This is a genomic window from Shinella sp. SUS2, from assembly GCF_001262505.1.
Lineage (GTDB): Bacteria > Pseudomonadota > Alphaproteobacteria > Rhizobiales > Rhizobiaceae > Shinella.
In genome coordinates this window covers 171591-195658 of the sequence record NZ_KQ410729.1, presented here as the reverse complement: position 1 = coordinate 195658, position 24068 = coordinate 171591, and the positions used below count along the sequence as shown (strand labels likewise).

At 64.0% G+C, this 24068-nt stretch carries 25 protein-coding genes; 15 read left to right on the top strand and 10 right to left on the bottom strand.

The features are described from left to right. Positions 1–154: 154 nt before the first annotated feature. A complete protein-coding gene (locus tag AKG11_RS12980) occupies positions 155–532 on the bottom strand; it encodes a c-type cytochrome (RefSeq protein WP_050744165.1) in 378 nt (125 codons plus the stop codon). Between the two features lie 29 nt (positions 533–561). Then, entirely contained in the window at positions 562–1149 is a 588-nt protein-coding gene (locus AKG11_RS12975) for a thymidine kinase (RefSeq protein WP_023515621.1), read from the bottom strand. Between the two features lie 229 nt (positions 1150–1378). Between AKG11_RS12975 and AKG11_RS12970 the strand changes: the two genes are divergently transcribed. The 6 genes from AKG11_RS12970 (at position 1379) to AKG11_RS12945 (ending at position 7277) form a co-directional block, all read left to right on the top strand. Next, a complete protein-coding gene (locus AKG11_RS12970; protein WP_023515622.1) occupies positions 1379–2338 on the top strand; it encodes a choline ABC transporter substrate-binding protein in 960 nt (319 codons plus the stop codon). 150 nt (positions 2339–2488) lie between these two features. Next, positions 2489–3361 (top strand): choline ABC transporter permease subunit, encoded by an 873-nt coding sequence (gene choW, locus AKG11_RS12965; RefSeq protein ID WP_023515623.1) that lies wholly within the window; start codon positions 2489–2491, stop codon positions 3359–3361. Then, positions 3358–4398: a choline ABC transporter ATP-binding protein gene (gene choV / locus AKG11_RS12960; protein ID WP_023515624.1), complete on the top strand. Its 1041-nt coding sequence runs from the start codon at positions 3358–3360 to the stop codon at positions 4396–4398. The genes choW and choV overlap by 4 nt, the downstream gene beginning before the upstream one ends. 79 nt (positions 4399–4477) lie before the next feature. Continuing rightward, positions 4478–5242, top strand: a complete 765-nt coding sequence (locus tag AKG11_RS12955) for a HugZ family pyridoxamine 5'-phosphate oxidase (protein ID WP_050744164.1) — start codon at positions 4478–4480, stop codon at positions 5240–5242. Positions 5243–5425: 183 nt separating this feature from the next. Then, entirely contained in the window at positions 5426–5764 is a 339-nt protein-coding gene (locus AKG11_RS12950; protein ID WP_024270165.1) for an ArsR/SmtB family transcription factor, read from the top strand. A 187-nt stretch (positions 5765–5951) separates the two neighbouring features. Continuing rightward, a complete protein-coding gene (locus AKG11_RS12945; protein ID WP_023515353.1) occupies positions 5952–7277 on the top strand; it encodes an omega-aminotransferase AptA in 1326 nt (441 codons plus the stop codon). Between the two features lie 57 nt (positions 7278–7334). Here AKG11_RS12945 and AKG11_RS12940 read toward each other — a convergent pair whose 3' ends face one another. The 3 genes from AKG11_RS12940 to AKG11_RS12930 are packed head-to-tail and all read right to left on the bottom strand — an operon-like array spanning position 7335 to position 9896. Next, entirely contained in the window at positions 7335–8957 is a 1623-nt protein-coding gene (locus AKG11_RS12940) for an SDR family oxidoreductase (protein WP_050744163.1), read from the bottom strand. Beyond that, positions 8954–9364, bottom strand: a complete 411-nt coding sequence (locus AKG11_RS12935; protein WP_037405741.1) for a thiol-disulfide oxidoreductase DCC family protein — start codon at positions 9362–9364, stop codon at positions 8954–8956. The genes AKG11_RS12940 and AKG11_RS12935 overlap by 4 nt, the downstream gene beginning before the upstream one ends. A gap of 31 nt (positions 9365–9395) precedes the next feature. Further along, the gene (locus AKG11_RS12930; RefSeq protein ID WP_050744162.1) at positions 9396–9896 is read right to left on the bottom strand and encodes a GNAT family N-acetyltransferase; all 501 of its coding nucleotides are present in this window, start codon (positions 9894–9896) and stop codon (positions 9396–9398) included. A 181-nt stretch (positions 9897–10077) separates the two neighbouring features. Here AKG11_RS12930 and AKG11_RS12925 point away from each other — a divergent pair, with 181 nt between their 5' ends. From AKG11_RS12925 to AKG11_RS35410, 4 genes are all read left to right on the top strand, one after another. After that, a complete protein-coding gene (locus AKG11_RS12925) occupies positions 10078–10947 on the top strand; it encodes an aldose 1-epimerase family protein (RefSeq protein ID WP_050744161.1) in 870 nt (289 codons plus the stop codon). Positions 10948–11037: 90 nt separating this feature from the next. Continuing rightward, positions 11038–12732: an adenine deaminase gene (gene ade / locus AKG11_RS12920; protein ID WP_050744160.1), complete on the top strand. Its 1695-nt coding sequence runs from the start codon at positions 11038–11040 to the stop codon at positions 12730–12732. A 69-nt stretch (positions 12733–12801) separates the two neighbouring features. Beyond that, positions 12802–13119: a DUF4160 domain-containing protein gene (locus AKG11_RS35840; protein ID WP_371260076.1), complete on the top strand. Its 318-nt coding sequence runs from the start codon at positions 12802–12804 to the stop codon at positions 13117–13119. Beyond that, positions 13022–13270, top strand: coding sequence for a DUF2442 domain-containing protein (locus tag AKG11_RS35410; protein WP_371260071.1), 249 nt, complete (start codon positions 13022–13024; stop codon positions 13268–13270). The genes AKG11_RS35840 and AKG11_RS35410 overlap by 98 nt, the downstream gene beginning before the upstream one ends. Before the next feature lie 79 nt (positions 13271–13349). On the opposite strand, the gene AKG11_RS12910 is transcribed toward AKG11_RS35410, so the two are convergent. Then, positions 13350–14993: a beta-galactosidase BglA gene (locus AKG11_RS12910; RefSeq protein WP_050744159.1), complete on the bottom strand. Its 1644-nt coding sequence runs from the start codon at positions 14991–14993 to the stop codon at positions 13350–13352. Positions 14994–15141: 148 nt separating this feature from the next. Between AKG11_RS12910 and AKG11_RS12905 the strand changes: the two genes are divergently transcribed. The 4 genes from AKG11_RS12905 (at position 15142) to AKG11_RS12890 (ending at position 18717) form a co-directional block, all read left to right on the top strand. After that, positions 15142–16146: an Ldh family oxidoreductase gene (locus AKG11_RS12905; protein ID WP_050744158.1), complete on the top strand. Its 1005-nt coding sequence runs from the start codon at positions 15142–15144 to the stop codon at positions 16144–16146. 83 nt (positions 16147–16229) lie between these two features. Beyond that, on the top strand, positions 16230–17144 hold the full coding sequence (locus AKG11_RS12900) for a sugar kinase (protein ID WP_050744157.1): 915 nt from the start codon (positions 16230–16232) through the stop codon (positions 17142–17144). Positions 17145–17242: 98 nt separating this feature from the next. Continuing rightward, positions 17243–17794 (top strand): YbhB/YbcL family Raf kinase inhibitor-like protein, encoded by a 552-nt coding sequence (locus AKG11_RS12895; protein WP_050744156.1) that lies wholly within the window; start codon positions 17243–17245, stop codon positions 17792–17794. A 56-nt stretch (positions 17795–17850) separates the two neighbouring features. Further along, positions 17851–18717 (top strand): AraC family transcriptional regulator, encoded by an 867-nt coding sequence (locus AKG11_RS12890; RefSeq protein ID WP_050744155.1) that lies wholly within the window; start codon positions 17851–17853, stop codon positions 18715–18717. On the opposite strand, the gene der is transcribed toward AKG11_RS12890, so the two are convergent. From der to AKG11_RS12875, 3 genes are all read right to left on the bottom strand, one after another. Next, entirely contained in the window at positions 18668–20101 is a 1434-nt protein-coding gene (gene der, locus AKG11_RS12885) for a ribosome biogenesis GTPase Der (RefSeq protein WP_023515065.1), read from the bottom strand. The two genes, AKG11_RS12890 and der, sit on opposite strands and share 50 nt — an antisense overlap. A 91-nt stretch (positions 20102–20192) precedes the next feature. Next, positions 20193–20864, bottom strand: a complete 672-nt coding sequence (locus AKG11_RS12880; RefSeq protein ID WP_023515064.1) for a tetratricopeptide repeat protein — start codon at positions 20862–20864, stop codon at positions 20193–20195. 101 nt (positions 20865–20965) lie between these two features. Further along, positions 20966–21550: an NnrU family protein gene (locus tag AKG11_RS12875; protein WP_023515063.1), complete on the bottom strand. Its 585-nt coding sequence runs from the start codon at positions 21548–21550 to the stop codon at positions 20966–20968. A 139-nt stretch (positions 21551–21689) separates the two neighbouring features. Between AKG11_RS12875 and AKG11_RS12870 the strand changes: the two genes are divergently transcribed. Next, entirely contained in the window at positions 21690–22703 is a 1014-nt protein-coding gene (locus AKG11_RS12870; RefSeq protein WP_050744154.1) for a polysaccharide deacetylase family protein, read from the top strand. 9 nt (positions 22704–22712) lie between these two features. Here the strand turns inward: AKG11_RS12870 and sbmA are convergent, their stop codons facing one another. Then, on the bottom strand, positions 22713–23978 hold the full coding sequence (gene sbmA / locus AKG11_RS12865) for a peptide antibiotic transporter SbmA (RefSeq protein ID WP_024270167.1): 1266 nt from the start codon (positions 23976–23978) through the stop codon (positions 22713–22715). Between the last annotated feature and the right edge of the window lie 90 nt (positions 23979–24068).

The window sequence follows — 24068 nt, the reverse complement described above, 5'->3', positions numbered from 1 at the left end:
TCCACGGCAGACGTCTGCGCCGCCCGATTTATTCCATCGCGGCAACACTATACGAATTCAGGCAGATAGGAACCTGCCCGCCGCTTTTACCGAACAACATGTGGGACAGCGCAGACGGCCCGCAAGACCGGTGCCGAAAAATTTCGGCACGCGCCTAGTAGCCTGCCGGTGCCTTCAGATAGGCGATGAGATTGGCAATGTCCTCGATCTTCTTGAGGCCTGCGAAGGTCATGCGGGTGCCCGGCACCATCGCCTTAGGCGACAGCAGATATTCGGCGATCAAGGCCTCGTTCCACACCCTGCCGCCCTCGGCGAAGGCTCGCATCCTTGCAGAATATTCATAGTCCGCAACGGAGGCGACCGGCCGCCCGACGATACCGGCGAGCGTTGGCCCGACGCGGTTGACCGGTTCGACGGAATGGCAGGGCGCACATTTCTTGAAGACCATCTTCCCCGCAACCGCATCGCCCTCCGCAGACGCGGGGGCGGCAAGACAGAGGAAGGCGGCCGTCAGGGCAGAAAGATGCTTCATCGTTTATCCCCTCACCGCCCCTTTCGCCGTCAATCGGCGTTCATGATGTCGTCCCAGTGGCGGCGGCAATAGGAAACGTACTTGTCATTGCCGCCGATTTCCACCTGTGCGCCTTCCCGGGCCACCTTGCCGTCGGCGCCGAGCCGGACGACCATCGTCGCCTTGCGTCCGCAATGGCAGATGGTGCGCACCTCGCGCAACTCGTCGGCGATGGCGAGCAGCGCCTGCGAACCGGGGAAAAGCTTGCCCTGGAAATCGGTGCGCAGACCATAGGCCATGACGGGTATGTGCAGCCGGTCGGCGACGCGGGCAAGCTGCCAGACCTGCTCTTCGGAGAGGAACTGCGCCTCGTCGACGAAGACGCAGGCGATCTCGCCCCCGCCATCGCCGTTCAGGTCCTCGACATGTTTGTAGAGGTCGTCGGCATGGTCGAAGGCGATGGCTTCCGAGGTCAGGCCGATGCGCGAGGAGATCCGCCCCTGGCCGGCGCGGTCGTCGAAGGAGGCGATCAGGATCGCCGTGCGCATGCCGCGTTCGCGGTAGTTGTAGGACGCCTGCAGGAGCAGCGTCGACTTGCCCGCGTTCATCGTCGCGTAACTGAAATAGAGCTTGGCCATGATTTTCTCCGTCCTTGCCTCATGACCCGGCAGGGCACGATTTTCCAGTCGAAAAGGCCGGAAAACCACAGAAAACCGCGCGGCCCGCCTTCTGCGACATCCATGTGCAAAATTGCGAACAGGCCCGAAATTTATTGGACCTTTCAGGGGCTTCCAGCTACGCCAAGGTGCTTGAAAGCATGTCGTTTTGATGATTGGCTAAACCACCAGTTATAAGGGGAGCAATAAAATGAAGTCTGCATCACCATTCAAGACCCTTCTTGCCGCAGCGGTCTCCGTCCTCGCGCTTGGCGCCGCCAATGTCTCGGCCGCCGAAGCCGAAAGCTGTGGCAAGGTTCGTTTCTCGGACGTGGGCTGGACGGACGTCACCGCCACGACCGCAACCGCAAGCGTCATCCTGAAGGGTCTCGGCTACGAGACGGAAGTAACGGTCCTTTCCGTTCCCGTCACCTATACCTCGCTCAGCAACAAGGACATCGACGTCTTCCTCGGCAACTGGATGCCGACCCAGGAAGCCGACATCAAGCCGTTCCGCGAGAACGGCACGGTCGAGACCGTGCGCGAGAACCTGGAGGGCGCGAAGTACACGCTCGCGACCAACGCCAAGGGCGCCGAACTCGGCATCAAGGATTTCGCCGACATCGCCAAGCAGAAGGATGCGCTGGGCTCGAAGATCTACGGCATCGAGCCGGGCAATGACGGCAACCGCCTGATCATCGACATGGTCTCGGCCAACAAGTTCGAGCTGACCGGCTTCGAAGTCGTCGAATCCTCCGAACAGGGCATGCTGGCGGAAGTCGCCCGCGCCGAGCAGGAAGGCACACCGGTCGTCTTCCTCGGCTGGGAACCGCACCCGATGAACGCCAACTTCAAGCTGACCTACCTCACCGGCGGCGACGACATCTTCGGCCCGAACTTCGGCGGCGCGACGGTCTACACCAACGTGCGCAAGGGCTACGTCGCCGAATGCCCGAATGTCGGCAAATTCCTGCAGAACCTCAAGTTCTCGCTGGAAATGGAAAACCAGATCATGGGCAAGATCCTGAACGACGGACAGGATCCGGAAACGGCCGCCACCGAGTGGCTGAAGGCCAACCCGGCCGCCATCGAGCCGTGGCTTGCCGGCGTGACGACCAAGGACGGCAGCGGCGAGGCTCTGCCGGCCGCAAAAACGGCACTCGGTCTCTAACGGACCAGAATAGGGCGGGAAGGAAACTTTCCCGCCCTTCTTGCCTCCGGATACTGCGATTCCCGTAAAGGCGCGCGAGCGGTTTTGCGTTGCGGATTGCGCAGGCGTTCCGGCTGCGCATCGTCAACCTCAAGACGAAGGCTTACTGCCGTGGATTGGCTCACCGTCTCAAAAATTCCGATCGGCCCGATCGCCAAGGATGCCGTCAGCTGGCTGACGACGAATGGCAAGGGACTGTTCGACTTCCTGAAAGTCTTCCTGCAAGCCGGCATCGATGCGGTGCTCTTCCTGTTGCAGGGGCCGTTCTCCAGCGCCGGCGGCAAGTTCGGTTATGCGCTGTTCCTCATCGCACTCGTGACAGGTCTCAGCTGGTGGTTCCGCCGTTCGATCGGCGTCGCCGCCTTCACCTTCCTTGGTCTGCTTCTCATCGTGAACCAGGGCTACTGGAAGGAGACGACGGAGACGCTGGCGCTCGTTCTGGCGGCAACCGGCGTCAGCATGGTGGTCGGCGTGCCGCTCGGCATCGCGGCGGCGCGGCGGCCGTGGTTCTATTCGATCCTCCGGCCGATCCTCGACCTCATGCAGACGATCCCGACCTTCGTCTACCTCATCCCGGCGCTGATCCTCTTCGGCCTCGGCATGGTGCCGGGCCTCATCGCCACCGTGATCTTCGCGATCCCGGCGCCGATCCGCCTCACCCGCCTCGGCATCATCTCGACGCCGCCCTCACTGGTGGAGGCCGCCCAGGCCTTCGGCGCAACGCCGGGCCAGGTGCTGCGCAAGGTGGAGCTGCCTTATGCCACGCCGCAGATCATGGCCGGTCTTACCCAGACCATCATGCTGTCGCTGTCGATGGTGGTCATCGCCGCGCTCGTCGGCGCCAAGGGGCTCGGCGTTCCCGTGGTGCGCGCACTCAACACCGTGAACATCTCCATGGGCTTCGAGGCGGGCCTGTGCATCGTGATCCTTGCGATCATCCTCGACCGTCTCTTCCGCGCCGCCGATGATGGAGACGCCAAATGACCGATTCCGTCGTCTTCAAGAACGTTTCCATCATCTTCGGCGATAGCCCGCAGAAGGCGCTCGCCATGGTCGATGCGGGCAAGACCCGCGACGAGATCGGCGCGGAGACCGGCCTGGTGCTCGGCGTGGCGGATGCCACGCTGTCGATCACCGAGGGCGAGATCCTGGTGCTGATGGGCCTTTCCGGCTCCGGCAAGTCGACGCTGCTGCGCGCCGTCAACGGGCTTGCGCCCGTGGTGCGCGGCGATGTGCAGGTGAAGGCCGGTAATGGCGCGGTGAACCCCTACACCGCAACCCCGAAGGCGCTGCGCGATTTCCGCATGCACACCGTCTCGATGGTGTTCCAGCAGTTCGCGCTCTTGCCCTGGCGCACGGTCGCGGACAATGTCGGCTTCGGCCTCGAGCTTGCCGGCGTGCCGGATCGGGAGCGCAAGGCGCGCGTCGCCGAGCAGCTTGAACTCGTCAACCTCGCCAAATGGGCGGGCCGCAAGGTCAACGAGCTGTCGGGCGGCATGCAGCAGCGCGTCGGACTGGCCCGCGCCTTCGCCACCGGCGCGCCGATCCTGCTCATGGACGAGCCCTTCTCCGCACTCGACCCGCTGATCCGCACGCGCCTTCAGGACGAATTGCTGGAGTTCCAGCGCCGGCTGAAGAAAACCATCCTCTTCGTCAGCCACGACCTCGACGAGGCCTTCCGCATCGGCAACCGCATTGCCATCATGGAAGGCGGGCGCATCATCCAGTGCGGCACACCGCAGGACATCGTCAAGAACCCGGCGAACCAGTATGTCGCGGACTTCGTGCAGAACATGAACCCGATCAACATGCTGACGGCCGGCGACGTGATGCAGCAGGGCGCCTCCAGCGATGCCGGCGTGACGGCAACCGCCACGCCGCAGACCCCGCTTGTCGATATCCTCGATGCCATGGCCCGCACGCCCGGCAATGTCGGCGTCGTCGACAACGGCACGGTCGTCGGCACGATCAACGCGCAGGACATCGTGAACGGATTGACGCGGCACCGCCGGCGCGGCTGACAGGCCTTCGTGAAAGGACTAGATAGAGCAGCGCCCCCCGCGGGCGCTGCTTTTTTCATGGAAGGACGGGAGCGAGATCATGACCGAGAAGGACAAGCCGAGCGTTCTGCGCGAGACGGACGACGACGCCCGCCGCCTTGCCCGCACGCTCCTGCGCTCCGCCCGCAGTTGCGCACTCGCCGTGAACGAGCCGGAAAGCGGCGCGCCCTTCGCCAGCCGCACGCTCACAGGCACCGACACCGACGGCACGCCCGTCATCCTCGTCTCGGCCCTTTCCGTCCACACCCAGGCGCTCCGGCGCGACCCCCGCGCCTCGCTCCTGGCGGGCGAGCCCGGCAAGGGCGATCCCCTCGCCCATCCCCGTCTGACGGTTCTCTGCATGGCGGAGGAGGTCGCCCAAGACAGCGCCGCCCATGCGGCGCTGCGCGAACGCTTCATCCGTCGCCATCCCAAGGCGAAACTCTATGTCGATTTCCCCGATTTCGCCTTCTTCCGCCTCGTGCCGCTGCGCGCCCATCTCAACGGCGGCTTCGGCAAGGCCTTCGTGCTGACGGCGGACGACCTTCTGATTCGCTCTCCCGCCCGCGGCGCGCTTGCAGACATGGAGACCGGCGCCGTGGAACACATGAACAGCGACCATGCCGAAGCGGCCGGCATCTACGCCAGCCATTTTTGCGGGGAAAAGGACGGCGACTGGGTCATTGTGGGGCTCGACGCCGCCGGGATCGACCTTGCAAGCGGCGACAAACTGAAGCGCCTGGAATTCTCACGGGAACTTGATCACGCGACGGAACTTCGCAGCGAGCTTGCGCGTTTGCTTCACGAAGCAAGGGCAGCGGGCTGAACTGCCTGTATTTGCGTGAAATTCGCTTGGCGCACCGTGTTCCGGCCGGAAAAGCGTTTATCGCTATGCGTGCAGGATACCCCCATTTCTGGCTCTTGCTGAGGGGTATTTTGTTTATATGCTAACAAGCGGATTCAAATAAAATCACATAATTTGAAGCGGAAACGCCCAAAGGAGTTTCAGATGGACAAGATTTCAGACGCAGAACATGCGCAGGCCGAGGTTGCATCCGACTTTCTGTCTGCCATGGCAAACCCGAAACGCCTGCTCATCCTGAAGGTCCTGGTCGAGGGCGAAATCGCCGTGGGTACCCTCGCAAACCAGGTCGGCCTCAGCCAGTCGGCGCTGTCGCAGCATCTGTCGAAGCTGCGCGCACAGAACCTCGTGACGACCCGTCGCGATGCCCAGACGATCTACTATTCGAGCAAGTCGGACGCCGTTCTCACGATTCTCGACGCGCTTGACCGCATCTACAGGGTCAATGGCAACGGCGTGACGGAAAAGAAGCTCCGCATCGCCTGACGGACCCAGACGGACCCCGCTTGCAACGCCCCGGCCGAAAGCCGGGGCGTTTTGCTTGGAATCACCCGCTTGACGCCCGGAAGCGCCTTGATAATTTGACCACCGGGTAAAAAACCCATCCGCACCGCCCGTCGGGACGGCCCCCGCTTTCAAAGGCCGAGCATTTCAAGGATCACGGAGAGACCGCATGTCCAACCGCCTCAACACCCCCAACGATCTGCGTGCCTTCTGGATGCCGTTCACGGCAAACCGGCAGTTCAAGAAGGAACCGCGCCTCTTCGTCGGCGCCAAGGACATGTATTACACCACCCATGATGGCCGCCAGGTGCTGGACGGCACGGCCGGCCTGTGGTGCGTCAATGCCGGCCACTGTCGCCCGAAGATCACCGAGGCGATCCGCGAACAGGCCGGCGAACTCGACTATGCGCCCGCCTTCCAGCTCGGCCATCCGAAGGCCTTCGAGCTTGCCAACCGCCTCGTCGACATCGCGCCCGAGGGCATGGACCACGTCCTCTACACCAATTCCGGCTCCGAATCGGTCGAGACCGCGCTGAAGGTGGCGCTCGCCTATCATCGCGCCAAGGGCGACGGTGCGCGCTCCCGCCTGATCGGCCGCGAACGCGGTTATCACGGCGTCAATTTCGGCGGCATCTCCGTCGGCGGCATCGTCTCCAACCGCAAGATGTTCGGCAGCCTGCTGACGGGCGTCGACCACATGCCACACACCCATTTCCCCGACAAGAACGCGTTCTCGCGCGGCGAGCCGGAACATGGCGGCGACATCGCCAGCGAACTGCAGCGCATCATCACCTTGCATGACGCTTCCACCATCGCCGCCGTCATCGTCGAGCCGGTTGCCGGCTCGACCGGCGTGCTCATCCCGCCGAAGGGCTATCTCCAGAAGCTGCGCGAGATCTGCACGCAGCACGGCATCCTGCTGATCTTCGACGAGGTCATCACCGGTTTCGGCCGCCTCGGTGCACCCTTTGCTGCGCAGTATTTCGACGTGAAGCCGGACATCATCACCACCGCCAAGGGCCTCACCAACGGCGTGATCCCGATGGGCGCCGTCTTCGTGACCTCCGAGATCCATGATGCCTTCATGAACGGCCCGGAGCACATGATCGAGTTCTTCCACGGCTATACCTATTCCGGCAACCCGATCGCCTGCGCCGCCGCGCTCGGCACGCTCGACACCTACAAGGAAGAAGGCCTGCTGACCCGTGCCGCCGAACTCGCCTCCTATTGGGAGGACGGCCTGCACTCGCTGAAGGACTGCCCTAATGTCATCGACATCAGGAATGTCGGCCTGATCGGCGCCATCGAGCTCGCCTCCATTCCGGGCGAGCCCACCAAACGGGCCTTCAACGCCTTCCTCAAGGCGTACGAAAAAGGCCTGCTCATCCGCACGACGGGCGACATCATCGCACTCTCCCCGCCCCTCATCATCGAGAAGCGGGAGATCGACGAGCTGTTCGGCAAGCTGCGCGAGGTATTGCAGAACAACATCTGATCCGGGAAACCGATGGGCAGGATGGGATGGCGGCTCCGGCCGCCATTTCCGTTTTGATCACAGCCGTCGCAGCCGGCCGGAATAGTGCACGACTTCGCCGATGCCCGACAGCGCGATCGGCACGTCGAAGCAGAAATCCTCCCCGTCAGCCCATTCGCGCGCCACGCTGCGCGGCGCCAGAGCCAGCGGCATCGGAAGGCCGAAGACGGACCATCCGCGCATCACCATGGTGAGGCCGGCGGCATCCACCGGCAGGTCGAACGCAAACCGCATCGGCCCGAACCGCTCGACGAGCCGCGTCCCCTTCTCGCTGAGTTCGCTTGAAAAGGCACGGCCGGCAAAATCCCGGGTCCAGCGCTCGACGCCGTCCCGCTCCTCGAAGGAGACATGCAGTTCGTGCTCGCCCTCAGGCGGAAAGCGCATGACGTTGCAGACAAGCCGCGCCAACAAGGAACGACCCCGGCGCACGCGCGCCCGGCCGGCGGCACCGGCATCGCCGATCACGTCATGCATCTCCCGCACCGGCTGTGGCATTGCATCATAGGCCGGGCCGATGACACGGCGGTAGAGCGGCACATAAGACCGGCTGTCGATCGCCCGGTGGACCGCAAGCCTTTCGAAATGCGGAGCGAAGTCTTCAAGACGCACCGTGCCGGCCGCCGGCCGTGCACCAGGCGCAAGGCACCCTGCCGCAATGGCATTGGCCAGAACATGGGCCGCGATGGTCGGGATTTCGGGGCCGTCGCCGTTTTCCGCAATCAGCGTGCAGCGGCGCTTCGTCGGCACATCACCCACGATCCCTTTCACCTCCACCGCCATCGCCGAGCGGTCTGTGCCGAAGCGGGCGCTCAGCTTCTGCAGCGGCAGCAGCCAGCGGGAGAGGGGCGAAAGCGAGCGCAGCCATCCCCATTTTACCGGCCAGCTCAGGAGCCAGAGCGTCAGGAGCTGAAAGGAGAATTCAGGGCCCGCACGAAAAATGCCCGCCGGCCGGCCGGGGAGCGATGCCGGGACGATATCGTGGTCCGGCACGTCCGCAAGCGCCACCCGCCGCCGGATGGATGGACGGCCGGGAACCACGTAGTCCTGCCGGTGCAGCCGGTGCCAGCCCGTCTCCTGTCGCCAGCGTCCGCCGCGCCAGAGACGCACCGGCTTTCCGACATAGCTGAGGATTGCCGCCGCCACGGACGCACCGGCCGTCGCCCGGTTCGAAGCGCTGATCGACATTTCGACCGAACACACCCGGTGCATATCTGACGCAAGCCCTGCGATGAGCGCTCCCGAAAGCGCCGGCACGCTGGAACCGCCGGAGATCACCACGACGCCCGCCGCCCGCGCCGCGGCATCCAGCCGGCCGATGCCGCAGACGAAATCCCGCGCATCGGCAAGATCGACATAGTGCACGCCCCGCGCGATGCACGCCTCCGCAACGTGGTCGCCGCTGCCCTGAAAAGGGCCTGCCGCATCGATCAGCAAAAGCGGATGATGGTCTTCGAGGAGGGAACCGAGATCGCCATTGCGATCGGCCACCAGCCCCACGGCATTCGGCAAATCCGCGGCGAGACGCGCGGCAGCCCCGCCGTCACGGCCGGCGATCAGCACTTCCCAACCATCCGCCGCCAGCCGCCGCGAGAGCCGGGCGCCGAAGCCGCCATAACCGCCGAGAACGATGACGCGCCTCACAACACCCGGTCCGCATCCTCCGGCGCGGGTATCCAGCAGGCATCCCGCCGCCCGAACAGCCTGTAACGGTTGCGCGCCAGCCAGCGGTAGACCGGGTCCCGCAGGGCGCGCGGGATGAACCGCAGCAAGGACAGAGCCTTCCAGGGCCAGCCGAGCCCGGCATAGATCGCCAGCACCGCATCGCTGTCCTTCAGCAACCGGTCGCCGTCCACGATGATCATCGATTCGGGATTGGCGGGATCGATGCCGAAGTGACGATAGAGCGCCGCACCGACCGCATTCTGCATGGAGGCAAGGCGGAACCGCCGGGCACGATCATGCCGCAGCACGAACTGCGCATTGGCCGAGCAGAGAATGCACTCCGCATCGAAGACGATGATCGGTCCTGCCGCGTCGTTCCGGGTCATACGTTCAACATAGGATGGCGGCGACGCGCCATCAATCCGCAACCGCTGCAGAAAGCTGCTTTTCATAGCGCCAGACCTCCAGGTCAAAAGGTCCTTCGGTCGTGCCCAGCCGATGGACGACGGTCGCGGCAAGGTGCCAGCCGCATTTCTCGTAAAACCGCGCGGCACGGTGGTTGCCGATCGCGCAGGCGAGCCAGGCGGTCGTCATACCATGGGCGGCAAGGCGCCGTTCGGCATCCGCCACAAGCGCCGCAGCAACCCCTCTGCCGCGCCCCGCCGGCGCCACGAAGAGCTGGTCGAGTTCGTCATGCCGGATGGTGCAGAAGCCGAGCACGGCGCCGGGCTCCCCGATGACGCGCGTATCCGCAAGCATGGCTGGCAGGCGGTCGGCAAAGCTCTGCTGCGTGCGCAGGCGGGCCAGCGTGGCCGGAAGCGCCGCCGCATGTGCATCCTGCCACCCCTCGAACCAGAGCTGCGCCAGCGCCCCGATTTCAGAAGATCCCGGTACCCTCGTGGTCCATGCCGGCTGCATCTGTTTCCTCCTCGCTGGCGCAGGCGCACCCAAACCACATTGCGATCGTCCAGGGGCCCGATGCCGGTCACAGAGCCAGCGCACCCTTTTCCCGGCATGCTTTAGCCATGGCCGGATAGGCCTTGCAAGTCCGGCCGCTTTTGGGGCTATTGTGCGCGCCGGAAACCGAGAGGACGAGCCGATGCCGACCATGACCCGCATAGAGAACGACCATCTGTCGGTCGATGTGTCTTCGCTCGGCGCAGAAATGCAGTCGATGACGACCCGAGACGGGGCGGAATGGCTGTGGAACGGCGACGCCGCCTTCTGGACGGGCCGCTCGCCCGTGCTCTTCCCGATCGTCGGCAAGGCACCCGACGACACGATCCTCATTGACGGCAAGCCCCATGCGATGGCGCAGCACGGTTTTGCAAGGCGCCGGGAGTTTTCGCTGACCACGGCAAGCGATACGCTCTGCCGCTACAGCCTGGAGGCTTCTGACGAAACCCGCGCCGTCTATCCGTTCGATTTCCTGCTCACCGTCGAGCACAGCCTCGACGGCCCGACCCTTACCGTGGCCGCAGAGGTCGAGAACCGCGGCGCGTCCGCCATGCCCTTCGGCTTCGGCTTTCATCCCGCCTTCATCTGGCCCCTGCCCGGCGCAGCGGGAAAGCCGCATGTCGTCACACTCGACAATGGCGGAGAGCCGCAGCGCCAGCCACTGGAAAAAGGCCTGCTGTCGCAAGGCCGCACCGCCTCGCCCTTCTCAGCGGGCCGGCTCGTGCTCTCCCCTGATCTCTTCATCGACGACGCCCTGGTTTTCCCCGAAGACGCGGGCAGCAGCCTGACCTTCCAGGCCGAAGGCGGCCCCGCACTGGCCTTCCGCTTCGAGAACCTGCCGAACCTCGCGCTGTGGACCAAGCCCGGCGCACCGTTCCTCTGCGTCGAGCCCTGGCATGGCACGGCGGCGGAATATGGCGGATCGCGCGAACTGAAAGACAGGCCCTCTACGACAATGCTTGCAGCGGGCGCGCAGGCGCGCTTCGCCTTCACCGTCACCTTCCCGGTCTGAGCCGACACACGCACAATTCGAAGCAACGGCCCTTTTTTCTTGCCGCTACCCCGCTAGAGTCTTCCCGCAATGGAATCGGGAGACTTCGCCATGACCGACTTGGAACGCTTCATCGATCAGGGGACCGGCCGGGAGCCCGCCGATATCGTGCTGAAGGGCGGGCGGTTCTTCGATCTCGTGACGGGCGACCTCGTCGCCTCCGATATCGCCATTTCGGGCGACCGCATCGTCGGCACCTGCGGCGATTATGAAGGCCGCGAGGAAATCGACATTTCAGGCCGCATCGTCGTGCCCGGTTTCATCGACACGCATCTGCACATCGAATCCTCGCTCGTCACCCCGCACGAATTCGACCGTTGCGTGCTGCCCTATGGCGTGACGACCGTGATCTGCGACCCGCACGAGATCGCCAACGTGCTCGGCACGGAAGGCATCGAGTTCTTCCTCGACAGCGCGCTGGAAACAATCATGGACATCCGCGTGCAGCTATCGAGCTGCGTGCCGGCGACGCATCTGGAGACATCGGGCGCCGACCTTCCGATCGAACGCCTGCTGCCCTTCCGCGACCATCCGAAGGTCATCGGCCTTGCAGAGTTTATGAATTTCCCCGGCGTCATCCACAAGGATCCCGTCTGTCTCGCCAAGCTGGAGGCCTTCCAGGGCGGTCATATCGACGGACATGCGCCGCTGCTCTCCGGCAAGGATCTCAACGGCTATCTTGCCGCCGGCATCCGCACGGAGCACGAGTGCACGACCGCCGAGGAGGCGCTGGAGAAAATCCGCAAGGGCATGCATATCCTCGTGCGCGAGGGCTCGGTCTCCAAGGACCTTCTGGCGCTGCTGCCCGTCATCACCGAGCGTCTCTCACCTTTCATCGCACTGTGCACGGACGACCGCAATCCGCTCGACATCGCCGAACAAGGCCATCTCGACTACATGATCCGCACCGCCATCGGCCATGGGCGCACGCCGCTCGCCGTCTACCGCGCTGCCTCGATCTCGGCAGCCAAAGCCTTCGGGCTGCGTGACCGCGGCCTCGTCGCGCCCGGCTGGCGCGCCGACCTCGTCGTCATCGACACGCTTGAGAACTGCAAGGCCGAGATGGTCCTTTCCGCCGGCCGCAGGGTGGACGATACGCTCTTTGCGACACGCCGGCCCGTCGCGCCGGTCGGGCTCGACAGCGTCAAGGCCCGCCCGGTCAACGCCGCCCATTTCGCCGTACCCGTCACCGACGGCGAGACGCCCGTGATCGGCGTCCTGCCGGGCAAGATCATCACCGAACATCGCCGCTATCGGTTGCCCGCCAGGGGCAACCAGACGACCGTCGATCTCGCGCAGGACATCATCAAGGTCGCCGTCATCGAGCGCCACGGCAAGAACGGCAACCACGCCAATGGCTTCGTACAGGGCTTCGGGCTGAAGAAGGGCGCCATCGCGTCGACGGTCGGCCACGACAGCCACAATATCTGCGTCGTCGGCGTCGACGAGGACGACATGGCGCTCGCCGCCAACCGTCTCGGCGACATCAAGGGCGGCTTCGTGGTCGTGGAGGACGGCAAGGTAACGGGCGAGATCGCACTGCCCGTCGCCGGCCTGATGAGCCTGGAACCCTACGAAACCGTCCGCGACACGCTGCACCACCTGCGCCAGGCCGCCTTCGCGCTGGGCGCCACACTGGAGGAGCCCTTCCTCCAGCTCGCCTTCCTGCCGCTGCCCGTGATCCCGCATCTCAAGATTTCGGACCGTGGAATGGTGGATGTGGACCGGTTCATGCTGATGGATTGAACTGCAGCTCTCGACTTTCCGGGAGACACTCCTTCGCCCAAAAGCGGCCGTTGCGACAAGGCCAGCCGAATAACGGATTGCGCTGAAGACGACTGCGCGGAACTCGGTAAATTCTGCGGCAAAACCGATCCGGAAGGCCGGAATGCCGACCGTATTTACTTAGAAGGACCTCAAGTTCTTCTTCTGTTCGAACGAAGCGATCCGAGGGACCCCTTGCACATACATGTCAGGGGCGGCGGCGCCACTGCGAAAGAGTGGTTGGAGCCGTCGATCGGCGTCGCGGAAAGCCATGGCTTCAACAGCGAGGAGCTTTCTTCCATCCTGCGCCTTGTCATCGACAACAGACAGCTTATCGAGACGACGTGGCGTGAATATTTCAGCAACTGAGATTCACCTCAACGATGATACGATGTTGGTATCGCTGGATGATGGCCGGACGCTTGGTACTCCCCTTGCCTGGTTGCCTCGCCTTCTCGCTGCAAACAAAGCCGCACGTCTAAGGTTACGAACTCAGCGCGGGCGGCATTCACTGGGATAGCCTGGACGAAGACATCTCGATTGCCGGGCTCCTTGCCGGCCGCGGCGACCAGACACTGAAACGCCCGGCCGCCCGATCTTCACAGCCGCACACATGCCATATCGAGCCCGTCCAGCTCGATCGCCCCGTCCTTCAGCTTTGCACCGAAGCCCGGCACCGAAAGCGGTGCGCCAAGCTTCAGCGACTTGGCCGGCACGAATTCGGCCTTTTCATGCGTCAGGTTGAAGACGAAGAGCAGTTTCTCGCCGCCCTTCTCGCGGGTGAACGCGAGGATGTCGTGGTTGGAGTGCAGGAAGGCCATGTCGCCGTCGTGCAGAACCTCGTGCTCCCTGCGGAAGGCGAGTGTGGCGCGGTAGTGGTTGAGCACCGAACCGGCGGTCTTCTCCTGCAGGTCGACGGCAAGCCGCGCATGGTCCTCCGGCACCGGCAGCCAGGGTTTTCCGGCGCTGAAGCCGGCATGGGCCTCGCCATGTTGCCAGGGCATCGGCGTACGGCATCCGTCGCGGCCCTTGAAGGCTGGCCAGAAGCGGATGCCATAGGGATCACGCAGGTCCTCGAAGGCGAGGTCGGCTTCGGTGAGGCCGAGTTCCTCGCCCTGGTAGAGGCAGATCGAACCACGCAAGGTCGACAGCAGGGTAATGGCGAGCTTGGCGACGCGTTCGCGCTCTTCCGGCGCCCGGATGAAGCGGCTGACATGGCGGTTGACGTCGTGATTGGAAAAAGCCCAGCAGACCCAGCCATCCGTTACCGCGCGCTGAAAGCCCTGGACGCATTTGCGGACGTGATCGGCGGTGAAATCGGGCCCGAGAAGATCGAACGTGTAGCACATGTGCAGCTTGTCGCCACCGCTCGTGTAATCGGCGACGGTCTTCAGCGAGCGCGCACCATCGCCCACCTCGCCCACCGTCGCACGGCCTTCGTATTCGTCGAGCAGCGCGCGAAAACGCTTCAGGAAATCGACGTTCTCCGGCTGCGTCTTGTCATAGCGATGGGTCTGCATTCCATAGGGATTGACATCAGGCGCATCGAGGCCGGTCGCATCCGGGTCGGGCTCGTGCGGCGGGTTGTCGCGCAACTTCCTGTCGTGGAAGTAGAAATTCACCGTGTCGAGGCGGAAGCCGTCCACGCCGCGATCAAGCCAGAAGCGCACGGTCTTCAAAAGCGCGTCCTGCACATCCGGATTGTGGAAGTTGAGATCGGGCTGCGAGGTCAGGAAGTTGTGCATGTAGTATTGCTTGCGCACGCCGTCCCATTCCCAGCCCGGCCCGCCGAAGATCGACAGCCAGTTGTTGGGCGCCGTGCCGTCCGGCTTGGGGTCGGCCCAGACATACCAGTCCGCCTTTGGATTGCCCCGGCTGGAGCGGCTTTCGACGAACCAGGGATGCTGGTCCGATGTGTGCGAGATCACCTGGTCGATAATGACCTTGAGGCCGAGGCGATGGGCCTCCGCCAGCATCGCGTCGAAATCGGCGAGCGTGCCGAACATCGGGTCGACGTCGCAATAGTCGGAGACGTCATAGCCCATGTCCGCCATCGGCGACTTGAAGAAGGGCGAGAGCCAGATCGCATCAACGCCGAGCGAGGCGATGTGCCCGAGCCGTTTCGTGATGCCCCGGAGATCTCCCATGCCGTCGCCGGTCGTATCCTGGAAGGAACGGGGATAGACCTGATAGATCACCGCGCCGCGCCACCAATCGTCGACCGTCCTACGGGGCTTCGCCATGCCTTTTCGCTCCGGTTACCAGTTGCCTTCGGCAAGATGTAACGCGGCCCCCGCGGGCCGTAAACGGCAGCCCCCGATTTTTCGAAGGTTGACGCAAGCCGGGTCGATCGGGATGATGCCGGCAAATTCCAGAGAGAAGGTTGACCCCATGACCGATGCCGTCACCCTTTCCCCGCAGGACGCACGCGACCTTGCCCGAACGGCGCTGATACGCGTCGGCATGGTGGAGACCGCAGCCACGGCCCTTGCCGATGCCACCGTGGATGCCGAAATGGCGGGCAAGAGCGCGATCGGCTTTGCACATCTGACCGATTACCTGCGCGGCCTTGTCGATGGACGGATTACCGGACGGGCGGAACCGCTCCTCACCTCCCCGGTTCCCGCCATCGTGAAATGCGACGCGATGGGCGGCGTGGCCCAGCATGGCTTTTCGATCGCCCATGAGGAACTGGTAACGAAGGCGAAGGCGTTCGGCGTCGCCGTCTTCACCGTCCAGAACAGTTACACCACCGGTGAACTCGGCTGGTATGCCGCGCAGCTTGCCCGGGAAGGTCTTGTCGCGATCGCGGCAACCAACGGGCCGGCGTTGCTGGCCGGCGCAGGCAGCCGCCTGCCCGTCTTTTGCACCAACCCGCTGGCCTTCGCCGCCCCACTCGCCGACGGGCGCTTCCTGCTGGTCGACCAGGCTTCCAGCGCCACCGCCTATGTGAAGATCCGTGAGGCGGCCGCCCGGGGCGAAACCATTCCCGCGGGGTGGGCGCTCGACCAGGAGGGGGAGCCGACCACCGATCCCTTCGCCGCAATGAAGGGGGCCCTGCTCGCCTTCGGCGGAACGCGCGGCGCCAATGTCGCCCTCATGGTGGAGGTGCTCGCCGCCGGCCTCACCGGCGCAAACTGGTCGCTGGATGCCCCGGACTTCCAGGCGGGCGAGGCTTCCCCCGGCGCCGGCCTCTTCATCCTCGCGCTCGCCCCGCAGCTTCTCGCCGACGGTTTTTCCACCCGCTTCGCCGACCAGGTGGAACGGCTTTCCAGCATCTATGGCGTGCACATCCCCGGCCTCGACCGCGTGGAGCGGCAACGGCAGGCGGAAAGCGGCGGTATCGTCTTGCCCCGCCAACTCTTTGACAGTATTTCCTCTTTCCGGCGCAACTAGAGCGTTTTGTAGTGACCGTATTTTCCAGGACAGAAGCAACGCCGCTTCATACGGAAATACGCGGGTCGGGAGGACTTTCGGATATGGCGGCACGCCTGCTGACGATCGGCGAATGCATGGTGGAACTGATGCAGGCCGAAGGTGGCCTCATGCGCAAGAGCTTTGCCGGCGACACGTTCAACACCGCCTACTATGCCCGCCAGTACCTGCCGGCCGACTGGAGCGTCGATTATTTCTCGGCCGTCGGCACCGACATGATCTCCGACGAAATGCTGGCCTTCATGGATGGACACCACATCGGCACGCAGCATATGGCTCGCATCGAGGGTCGCTCGCCCGGCCTTTACATGATCCACCTGAAGGACGGCGAACGCAGCTTCTCCTACTGGCGCTCCGTCTCGGCAGCAAAGCTTCTGGCGCGCGACGGCGACCGGTTGCGAGCCGCCGTCGACGCCTCGGACATCGTCGTGTTTTCCGGCATCACGCTGGCGATCCTGCCGGAGGAAGATGTCGAAACGCTGCTCGCCGAACTCAGGCGTGCCAAGGCCGCGGGAAAACGCGTCGCCTTCGACCCGAACATCCGCCCGCGTCTTTGGGACGATGCCGAGCGCATGCGTGCGACGATCACCGCGGGCGCGCGCGCCGCTACGCTGGTCATGCCGAGCCTCGACGACGAGACGACGCATTTCGGCGACGCCGGCCTCGAGGAAACCATCGCACGCTACCGGGCGCTCGGCGTCGCCGGGCTGGTCGTGAAGGAAGGCGCAGAGGGCGCAACCCTTGTCTTCGGCGAAAAGCGCAGCCATGCCCCCTCCGCCCGGGTGGAAAAGATCGTCGATACGACCAGTGCCGGCGACAGCTTCAACGGCGCCTTCCTCGCCCGCCTGGCGACGGGTGCATCGCCGGAAGAGGCCGCCCGCTTCGCCGCGGATGTCGCAGCCGCCGTCATCCAGCATCACGGTGCCCTGGTGGCAAGGGACAAGCTGCCGAACGGCTGATTGATCGGATCGGTGCCAAAATCGATCGGTCGGGCGCCGACACGGGCACAAATCCGCCCTAGTCTTTTCCTGTCTCTCATCAAGGACAGGATCGATCCATGACGACACCACGCTTCGTCGCGGCGCTTGCCGCCACGCTTTCCCTTTGCTCACCGGCAGCACAAGCGGCCGATTTTACCGTTACCAGCAAGGCCTTCGCCTCCGGAACCGTCCAGCCGCCCCAGTTCGCCGACATCATGGGCTGTACCGGCGAAAATCTCTCGCCGGACATCCAGTGGTCGAACGCACCGGAGGGTACCCGCAGCTTTGTCGTGACGATCTACGACAAGGATGCACCGACCGGCTCGGGCTGGTGGCACTGGGTCGTGGTGGACCTGCCTGCCGGCGCCACGTCGCTTGCCACCGGTGCGGGAAGCGGAAAGGTCGCACTGCCCGCAGGCGCGCGCATGACACCAACGGACATGGGCACACCGGGCTTTCTTGGCGCCTGCCCGCCGCAAGGGCCGGAACACGACTATACGATCACGGTGAAGGCACTTGGCATCGACAAGCTGCCCGTGCCGGACAATGCCACGCCCGCCATGGTCGGTTTCGTCAGCACCATGAACGCACTCGCCACCGCCACCCTCTCGGCGAAGGGCAAACGCTGACGACAGGCGTCTTGTCCTGGCCCGCCGAGGCGCGATAGGCTCGGGCACGAGACTGGATGGACCAGATGAAGATCGCCATACGCCCCGATATCGGCGCCTCGGCCCGCATCGTGCAGTACAACCGGCTGCGATACGCCAATATCCTGATCAATCGCCCACTCCTCATCCTCGTCGAGCACGGGACAAAAATCCTGCGCAGCGGCGAGGAGGAATGGGTGGTGCCGGCAGGCGGCTGCATTGCGCTTGCGCAGGGCGAGACCTTCGACGTGGTGAATGCCGCCGATGGCGAGCGCACCTACGAGGCCCGCTGGATCGCCTTCGAGCCCGACACCGTCGCGGCCTTTGCCGGAAAGCCCGGCAAAGGCCTACCCTTCCCGCGCGCCTTTCCTATCCTGAGCCCGCACACGGGCTTTCACGGCGCCTTTGCCGATTGCGCACGGGCAATCGGGGACCCCGACAGCACCCCCGCCGAGATCGTCCGCCACCGTATCGATGAACTCCTGCTCTGGCTCGATCTTTCAGGGGCGCGATTTGCGATGCCAAGGCCGGCTCTCTTCAGCGATCGCGTGCGCGACCTCATCTCCAGCGATCCGCAGGGCGACTGGACGAGTGCCCGCATCTGCACGTCCACCGGCGTCAGCGAGGCAACGCTGCGGCGCAGGCTTGCAGCAGAAAAATGGTCGTTCCAGACGCTCCTGATCGACGTGCGCATGTCGATCGCCATGCAGCTCCTGCAATCGACGGAACTCTCGGTCCTGCACATCGCGGACGCAGTCGGCTATGAATCGCAATCCCGCTTTGCGGCGCGGTTTCGCGCGCGCTTCGGCTTCGCACCGAGCGCAATCCGCGGGCACATCAGGCCAGATCCGGACGTCAGCGCTTCTTCTTCGCCTTTGACGCGAACGGATTGTCCGTCGCCCTGAAATGGATGCGGATCGGCACGCCCGGCAGATTGAAGTCGTTGCGCAGGCCGTTCGTCAGGTAGCGGATATAGGATTCCGGCAGCGCGTCGGGACGCGTGCAGGAGATCATGAAGCCCGGCGGGCGAGCCTTCACCTGCGTCATGTATTTCAGCTTCAGGCGGCGGCCGGAAACGGCCGGCGGCGGATGCTGCGTCTGTTGCGCATCCAGCCAGCGATTGAGCTTGGCGGTGGAGATGCGGCGGTTCCAGGTGCGGTCCGTGTCGATGACGGCCTGCATCAGCTTGTCGAGGCCGCGGCCGGTCTGGCCGGACACCGGCACGGCGCGGATGCCGCGTGCCTGCGGCAAGAGGCGGTCGGTCTTCTCACGCAGCTCCGCAAGAACGGCCTGCGGGTCGTCGATCAGGTCCCACTTGTTGAAGGCAAGCACGGCGGCGCGGCCCTCGCGCAGCACGAGGTCGACGATCTGAAGATCCTGCTTCTCGAAGGGAATGGTCGCATCGAAGACGATGACGACGGTCTCGGCAAAGCGGATGGCGCGCAGGCCATCGGCGACGGAAAGCTTCTCCAGCTTTTCCTGCACCTTCGCCTTGCGCCGCATGCCGGCCGTGTCGAACATCTTGATCGTCCGGCCCTTCCAGTCCCATTCGACGGAAATCGAATCGCGCGTGATGCCGGCCTCCGGACCGGTCAGCAGCCGGTCCTCGCCGAGGAAGCGGTTGATCAGCGTGGACTTGCCGGCATTCGGGCGGCCGACGATGGCGACGCGCAGCGGCTTCGTCTCGTCATATTCCGGTTCGAAATCCTCGTCCTGCTCTGCGCCTTCGGCGGCAGCTTCCGCACGCACGTCAACATCGGTGACGGCCTCGTCGTCTTCGGGATAGGCGCGCTCCTCGCCAATCGCCGCGACGATGGCATCGCGCAGGTCGAGCATGCCCTGACCGTGCTCGGCGGAAATCGCCGTCGGTTCGCCGAGGCCGAGCGTATAGGAATCGTAGAAGCCCCCGTCGGAGCCACGCGCTTCCGACTTGTTGGCGACGAGCACGACGGGCTTGCCCTTGCGGCGCAGCATGTCGGCAAGCGCCGTATCGACGGGGGTCAGGCCCGTCTTGGCATCGACGACGAAGAGCGAGAGGTCGGCCTCGTCGATCGCCGCCTCCGTCTGGGCACGCATGCGGCCCTGCAGCGTCTCGGGCGCAGCCTCCTCGAGGCCGGCGGTGTCGATAATGCGGAATTTCAGGTCGATGAGGCGCGCATCGCCCGGGCGGCGGTCCCGCGTGACGCCGGGCGTGTCGTCGACAAGCGCGAGCTTCTTGCCCACGAGCCTGTTGAACAGGGTGGACTTGCCGACATTGGGGCGTCCGACAATGGCGACGGTGAAGCTCATGGATGTGTTCCGTTTCGGTGGCCGGCTAAAGCAATTCCGGTAAAAGGGCGAAGCGGTCTTTCATCCGGAACTGCATAAAAACGATACGAGATCAGGAGGACAGCTTGCCGCTTGCGGCGATCAGGTCAAGCAGCATCTGCGCCCGGTTGGCGACATTGCGCGGGCTTTCGCTGTCGGCGATGATTGCGTCGAACCATTCCTTGGCCCGCGCATAGTCCTCGTGCTTGAAGGCGGACAGGCCGAGAACCTCGCGTGCGGAGTGGCGCAGCGCGCTCTGGGGCGTCGCAAGCTGCTCGGCTTCGGCGGAAACCTGATCATAGGTGCCGCTATCGACGAGAAGGTAGGCGGCACGAAGGCGCGCGGCATCGCGCAGCGCCTGCGGTACGGAGCTGTCCTTGGCGATTGCGGTGAAGGCATTGACGGCACCCTGCGCGTCCGTCGTCGCCAGCAGCGAGGCGGAGCGCATGCGTGCCAGTACCGGATAGGAGCCGAAGCCGTCCTTCTCCAGCGCGGTCAGCGCGGCGAGCGCCTCTTCGTTCTTGCCGTCGCGGGCGAGCGTCAGGGCAGCCAGGAAGCTGTCGCCGGCGGCAGAAGCCTCGCTGTCGCGCCAGTAATCGTAGCTCACCTTGCCGATCGTGCCGAGGACCACGAGGACGGCGGCGCCGATGAGGATGCGACCGAAACGCTTCCACACCAGACGCATCTGGTCGGAGCGCAGTTCCTCGTTCACCTCACGGATAAAGCTGTCGTCCTGATTTGCCATGTTCTGCCCGGCTCGAATTCACGCTTAAAGTTAGCGCCTTCTACCCCATTTTGACGGCGTTGTAAGGGGGCAGGCGCGAAAAGCCGGGGATCAGGCGATGATCACGGCAGGGGTGGAACGCCGATCACCCATTCGTGAAGCTTGAAGACAATCGCGACATAGAGCGCGAGGCCGACGACGATGGAGATCAGGTCATATTTCGCCGAGACGAAAACCGGCAGCTTCGTCTCCCCGGCGGCGATGCGCTTCTTCAGCGTGATGCGCAGGATGACTGCCCAGGCGAGGATCGTCACGAAGAGCAGTACCGAATAGCTTTCGCCGTTCGCCAGAAGATGCGCCAGCGCCCAGGTCTTGATGGCGATGAGCAGCGGGAACTTCAGCTTCGTGCGGATATGCCCCGCCGGCAGCAAGCCGGCGACGAGACAGATCGAGGCGATCAGCATCAGCGTCAGCGCGATATGCGACAGGAAGGTCGGCGGGAAATAAAGCATCTCGCCGCCGTTCTCGCGCGCGTCGACGAAGCCATAGGCGATGAGCACGAGGCTGAGCAGCGAGACGATGCCATGCAGGGCCATCCAGCCCGGCTTGCCGAGGACGGCGATGCCGGCATTGCGCAGGCCCGGCGCAAAGGGCCGCAGAAGATGGGTGGCGATGAAAAGAACAAGACCGGCGATGAGCAACGTCATGAAAATGCCCCTTGAAGAAAGCGCGGCCCGCGGCCGTTTCTTCTGGAATAGCTTCCGCAAGGCGACAATTCCAGCCCGATCAAAGGATTGCCGCATTCGCAAACCATGAAAACCCCTTTGCAAATTGTCGCGGGTAGCCATGTCGTCCTCAGTCTCGTCCCGAATTGTCCTCCTTCCCCTCGCCGCCGCGCTCGCCGCCGGCCCGGCCCTTGCCAAGGACGACGCAGTCGAGACCGCAAAGCCCAAGCAGCTCGTCATCGTCTCCTTCGACGGGGCACACGACAATCTCCTGTGGGAGAAGAGCCGCGCCATGGCGAAACGCACCGGCGCGCATTTCACCTACTTCCTCTCCTGCACCTTCCTGTTCCCGAAGGACGAGCGCGCGACCTACCAGGCGCCGCATGAAAAGCGCGGGCGCTCCAATGTCGGCTTCTCCCAGGACCGGGAGGAGACGATCCTGCGCCTCGGCGAGATCTGGCTGGCAAAGCTCGAGGGCCACGATATCGGCAGCCACGCCTGCGGCCATTTCGACGGCGGCAAGTGGAGCACGGAGGACTGGAAGAGCGAATTCACCTTCTTCCACGAGACGCTGAAGAACGCCTGGCAGAATGCCGGTGTCGGCGAACGGGAGCCGGCGGACTGGCAGCGTTTCGTCACGGAGGACATCAAGGGCTTTCGCGCGCCCTATCTTTCGGCCGGCAGCGGACTGGTCAAGGCGCTGGAGGCACATGGCTTCACCTACGATGCCAGCCTCGTCTCGAAGGGGCCTGCCATGCCGGTCGCTAGCGGCACGGTCGCTCGTTTCGCCCTGCCCCTCGTGCCGGAAGGCGCGGCACGGCGCCCGGTCATCGCCATGGACTACAATCTCTATGTCCGCCACTCCAAGGGCAAGGAAGCGCCGGAAAAGAGCGCCGCCTTCGAGGAAAGCACGCTTCAGGCCTACCGCGACGCCTTCACGAAGCAATATGACGGCGGGCGCATCCCCCTCCAGCTCGGCTTCCATTTCGTGGAGATGAATGCCGGCGCCTACTGGCGCGCGCTCGACCGTTTCCTGACGGAGACCTGCGGCAAACAGGACGTCGCTTGCGTCAGCTATGTTGAGGCGATGGACATTCTCGCAAACGAGAAGAAGGCGGCCGGAGCCGCCCTCTGATCGTCGACCTTACTTCGCCAGCTCCTCATTGCCGCCGACGTCAATGAACTGCCGGTCAATGCTCGGCAACTCCTGCCCCTCAATCGCCGCTTCGAAGGCGCGGAGGCGCTTGTGGATCGACTGCAACTCGATGATCGTCGACCACGAATTCACAAGATACTGGAACGAGCTGGAGACCTGGCCGAAGGCCGTCAGGATCTGTTGCAGGATACCATAGGTGATCTTGCCGCCAACGATGGTGGGCACAAGGATGAAATAGACGAAGAGATTATCCGCCTGAATGTAGAACATGCGGGCGACGTTGAAATAGAGATAGTGGAAATAGAGCCGGAAATAGTTCGTCCGGACATTGTCGAACAGTTCCCGCACGGTGGGCGGCTGGGCCCGCGCTTCGTCGTCCTCGCCGTAGACCAGCTCCTTACGATAGGCCGCCTCGACACGCTGGTTGCGGAATTCGAGGCCCGGCAACTTGATGCCGACAAAGGCAAGCAGGAAGGTGCCGAAGGCCGACCAGAGGATCGCGGCCCAGAACAGGGCATGCGGGATTTCGCCGATGAACGGCATCGGCCCGATATGGACGGAAAGCGCAAAGAGCACCGGCAGGAACGCGACCAGCGTCATGACGGCGTCAATCAGGCTGACACCGAGGCCTTCCGTGATTGACGCGAAGCGCATCGTGTCTTCCTGCACACGCTGCGAGGCGCCTTCGATGTGGCGTACGCGCGTCCAGAGCGACATGTAGTAATTGTTCATCGCCGTGCGCCAGCGGAAGACGTAGTGGCTGACGAAGAAGCGCGTGATGACGTAGACGAAGACGCTGATGAAGGCGATCTGGCAGAAGATCAGCATCAGGTCGAAGAAATTCGCGACCGTGACGGTGCTGTTCGGCTGGAAAGCGCCCATCAGCGTATCGCCGAAGGGGCGGCGCCAGTTATTGATGGCGAGCGAGACCTGCACGCTGAAATAGGTCGAGAAGATGATGAAGGCCGAACCCCAGATCGACCAGTTGGTCCAGGGATGATCCTTCGCCCGGATCTGCCAGAACAGGCCGAAGAGGCCGGTGCAGATCATGAAATAGAGATAGAACCAGATATTGTCCGTCGTCACGAAGTAGCCGAGGCCCACCGGAGGCTCCGTACCGGCCGGCAGAGGCGGAAGGCCGATCAAGGCACCGAAATCGGCACCGACCGTGTACCAGACCGCAATCGAAAGCAGCGTCCAGACGACAAGGGAGGAAAAGAACAGCTTCGGCTGCGGGAAGAAGGAATGGAACAAGGTGCGAAACTCTCGTTTGCATGGGGCGGCAGTGCCGCCGGTTCGCGCAGAACCTAGAGGAGTTTACGCATCGCAACAATCGCCAAGCGC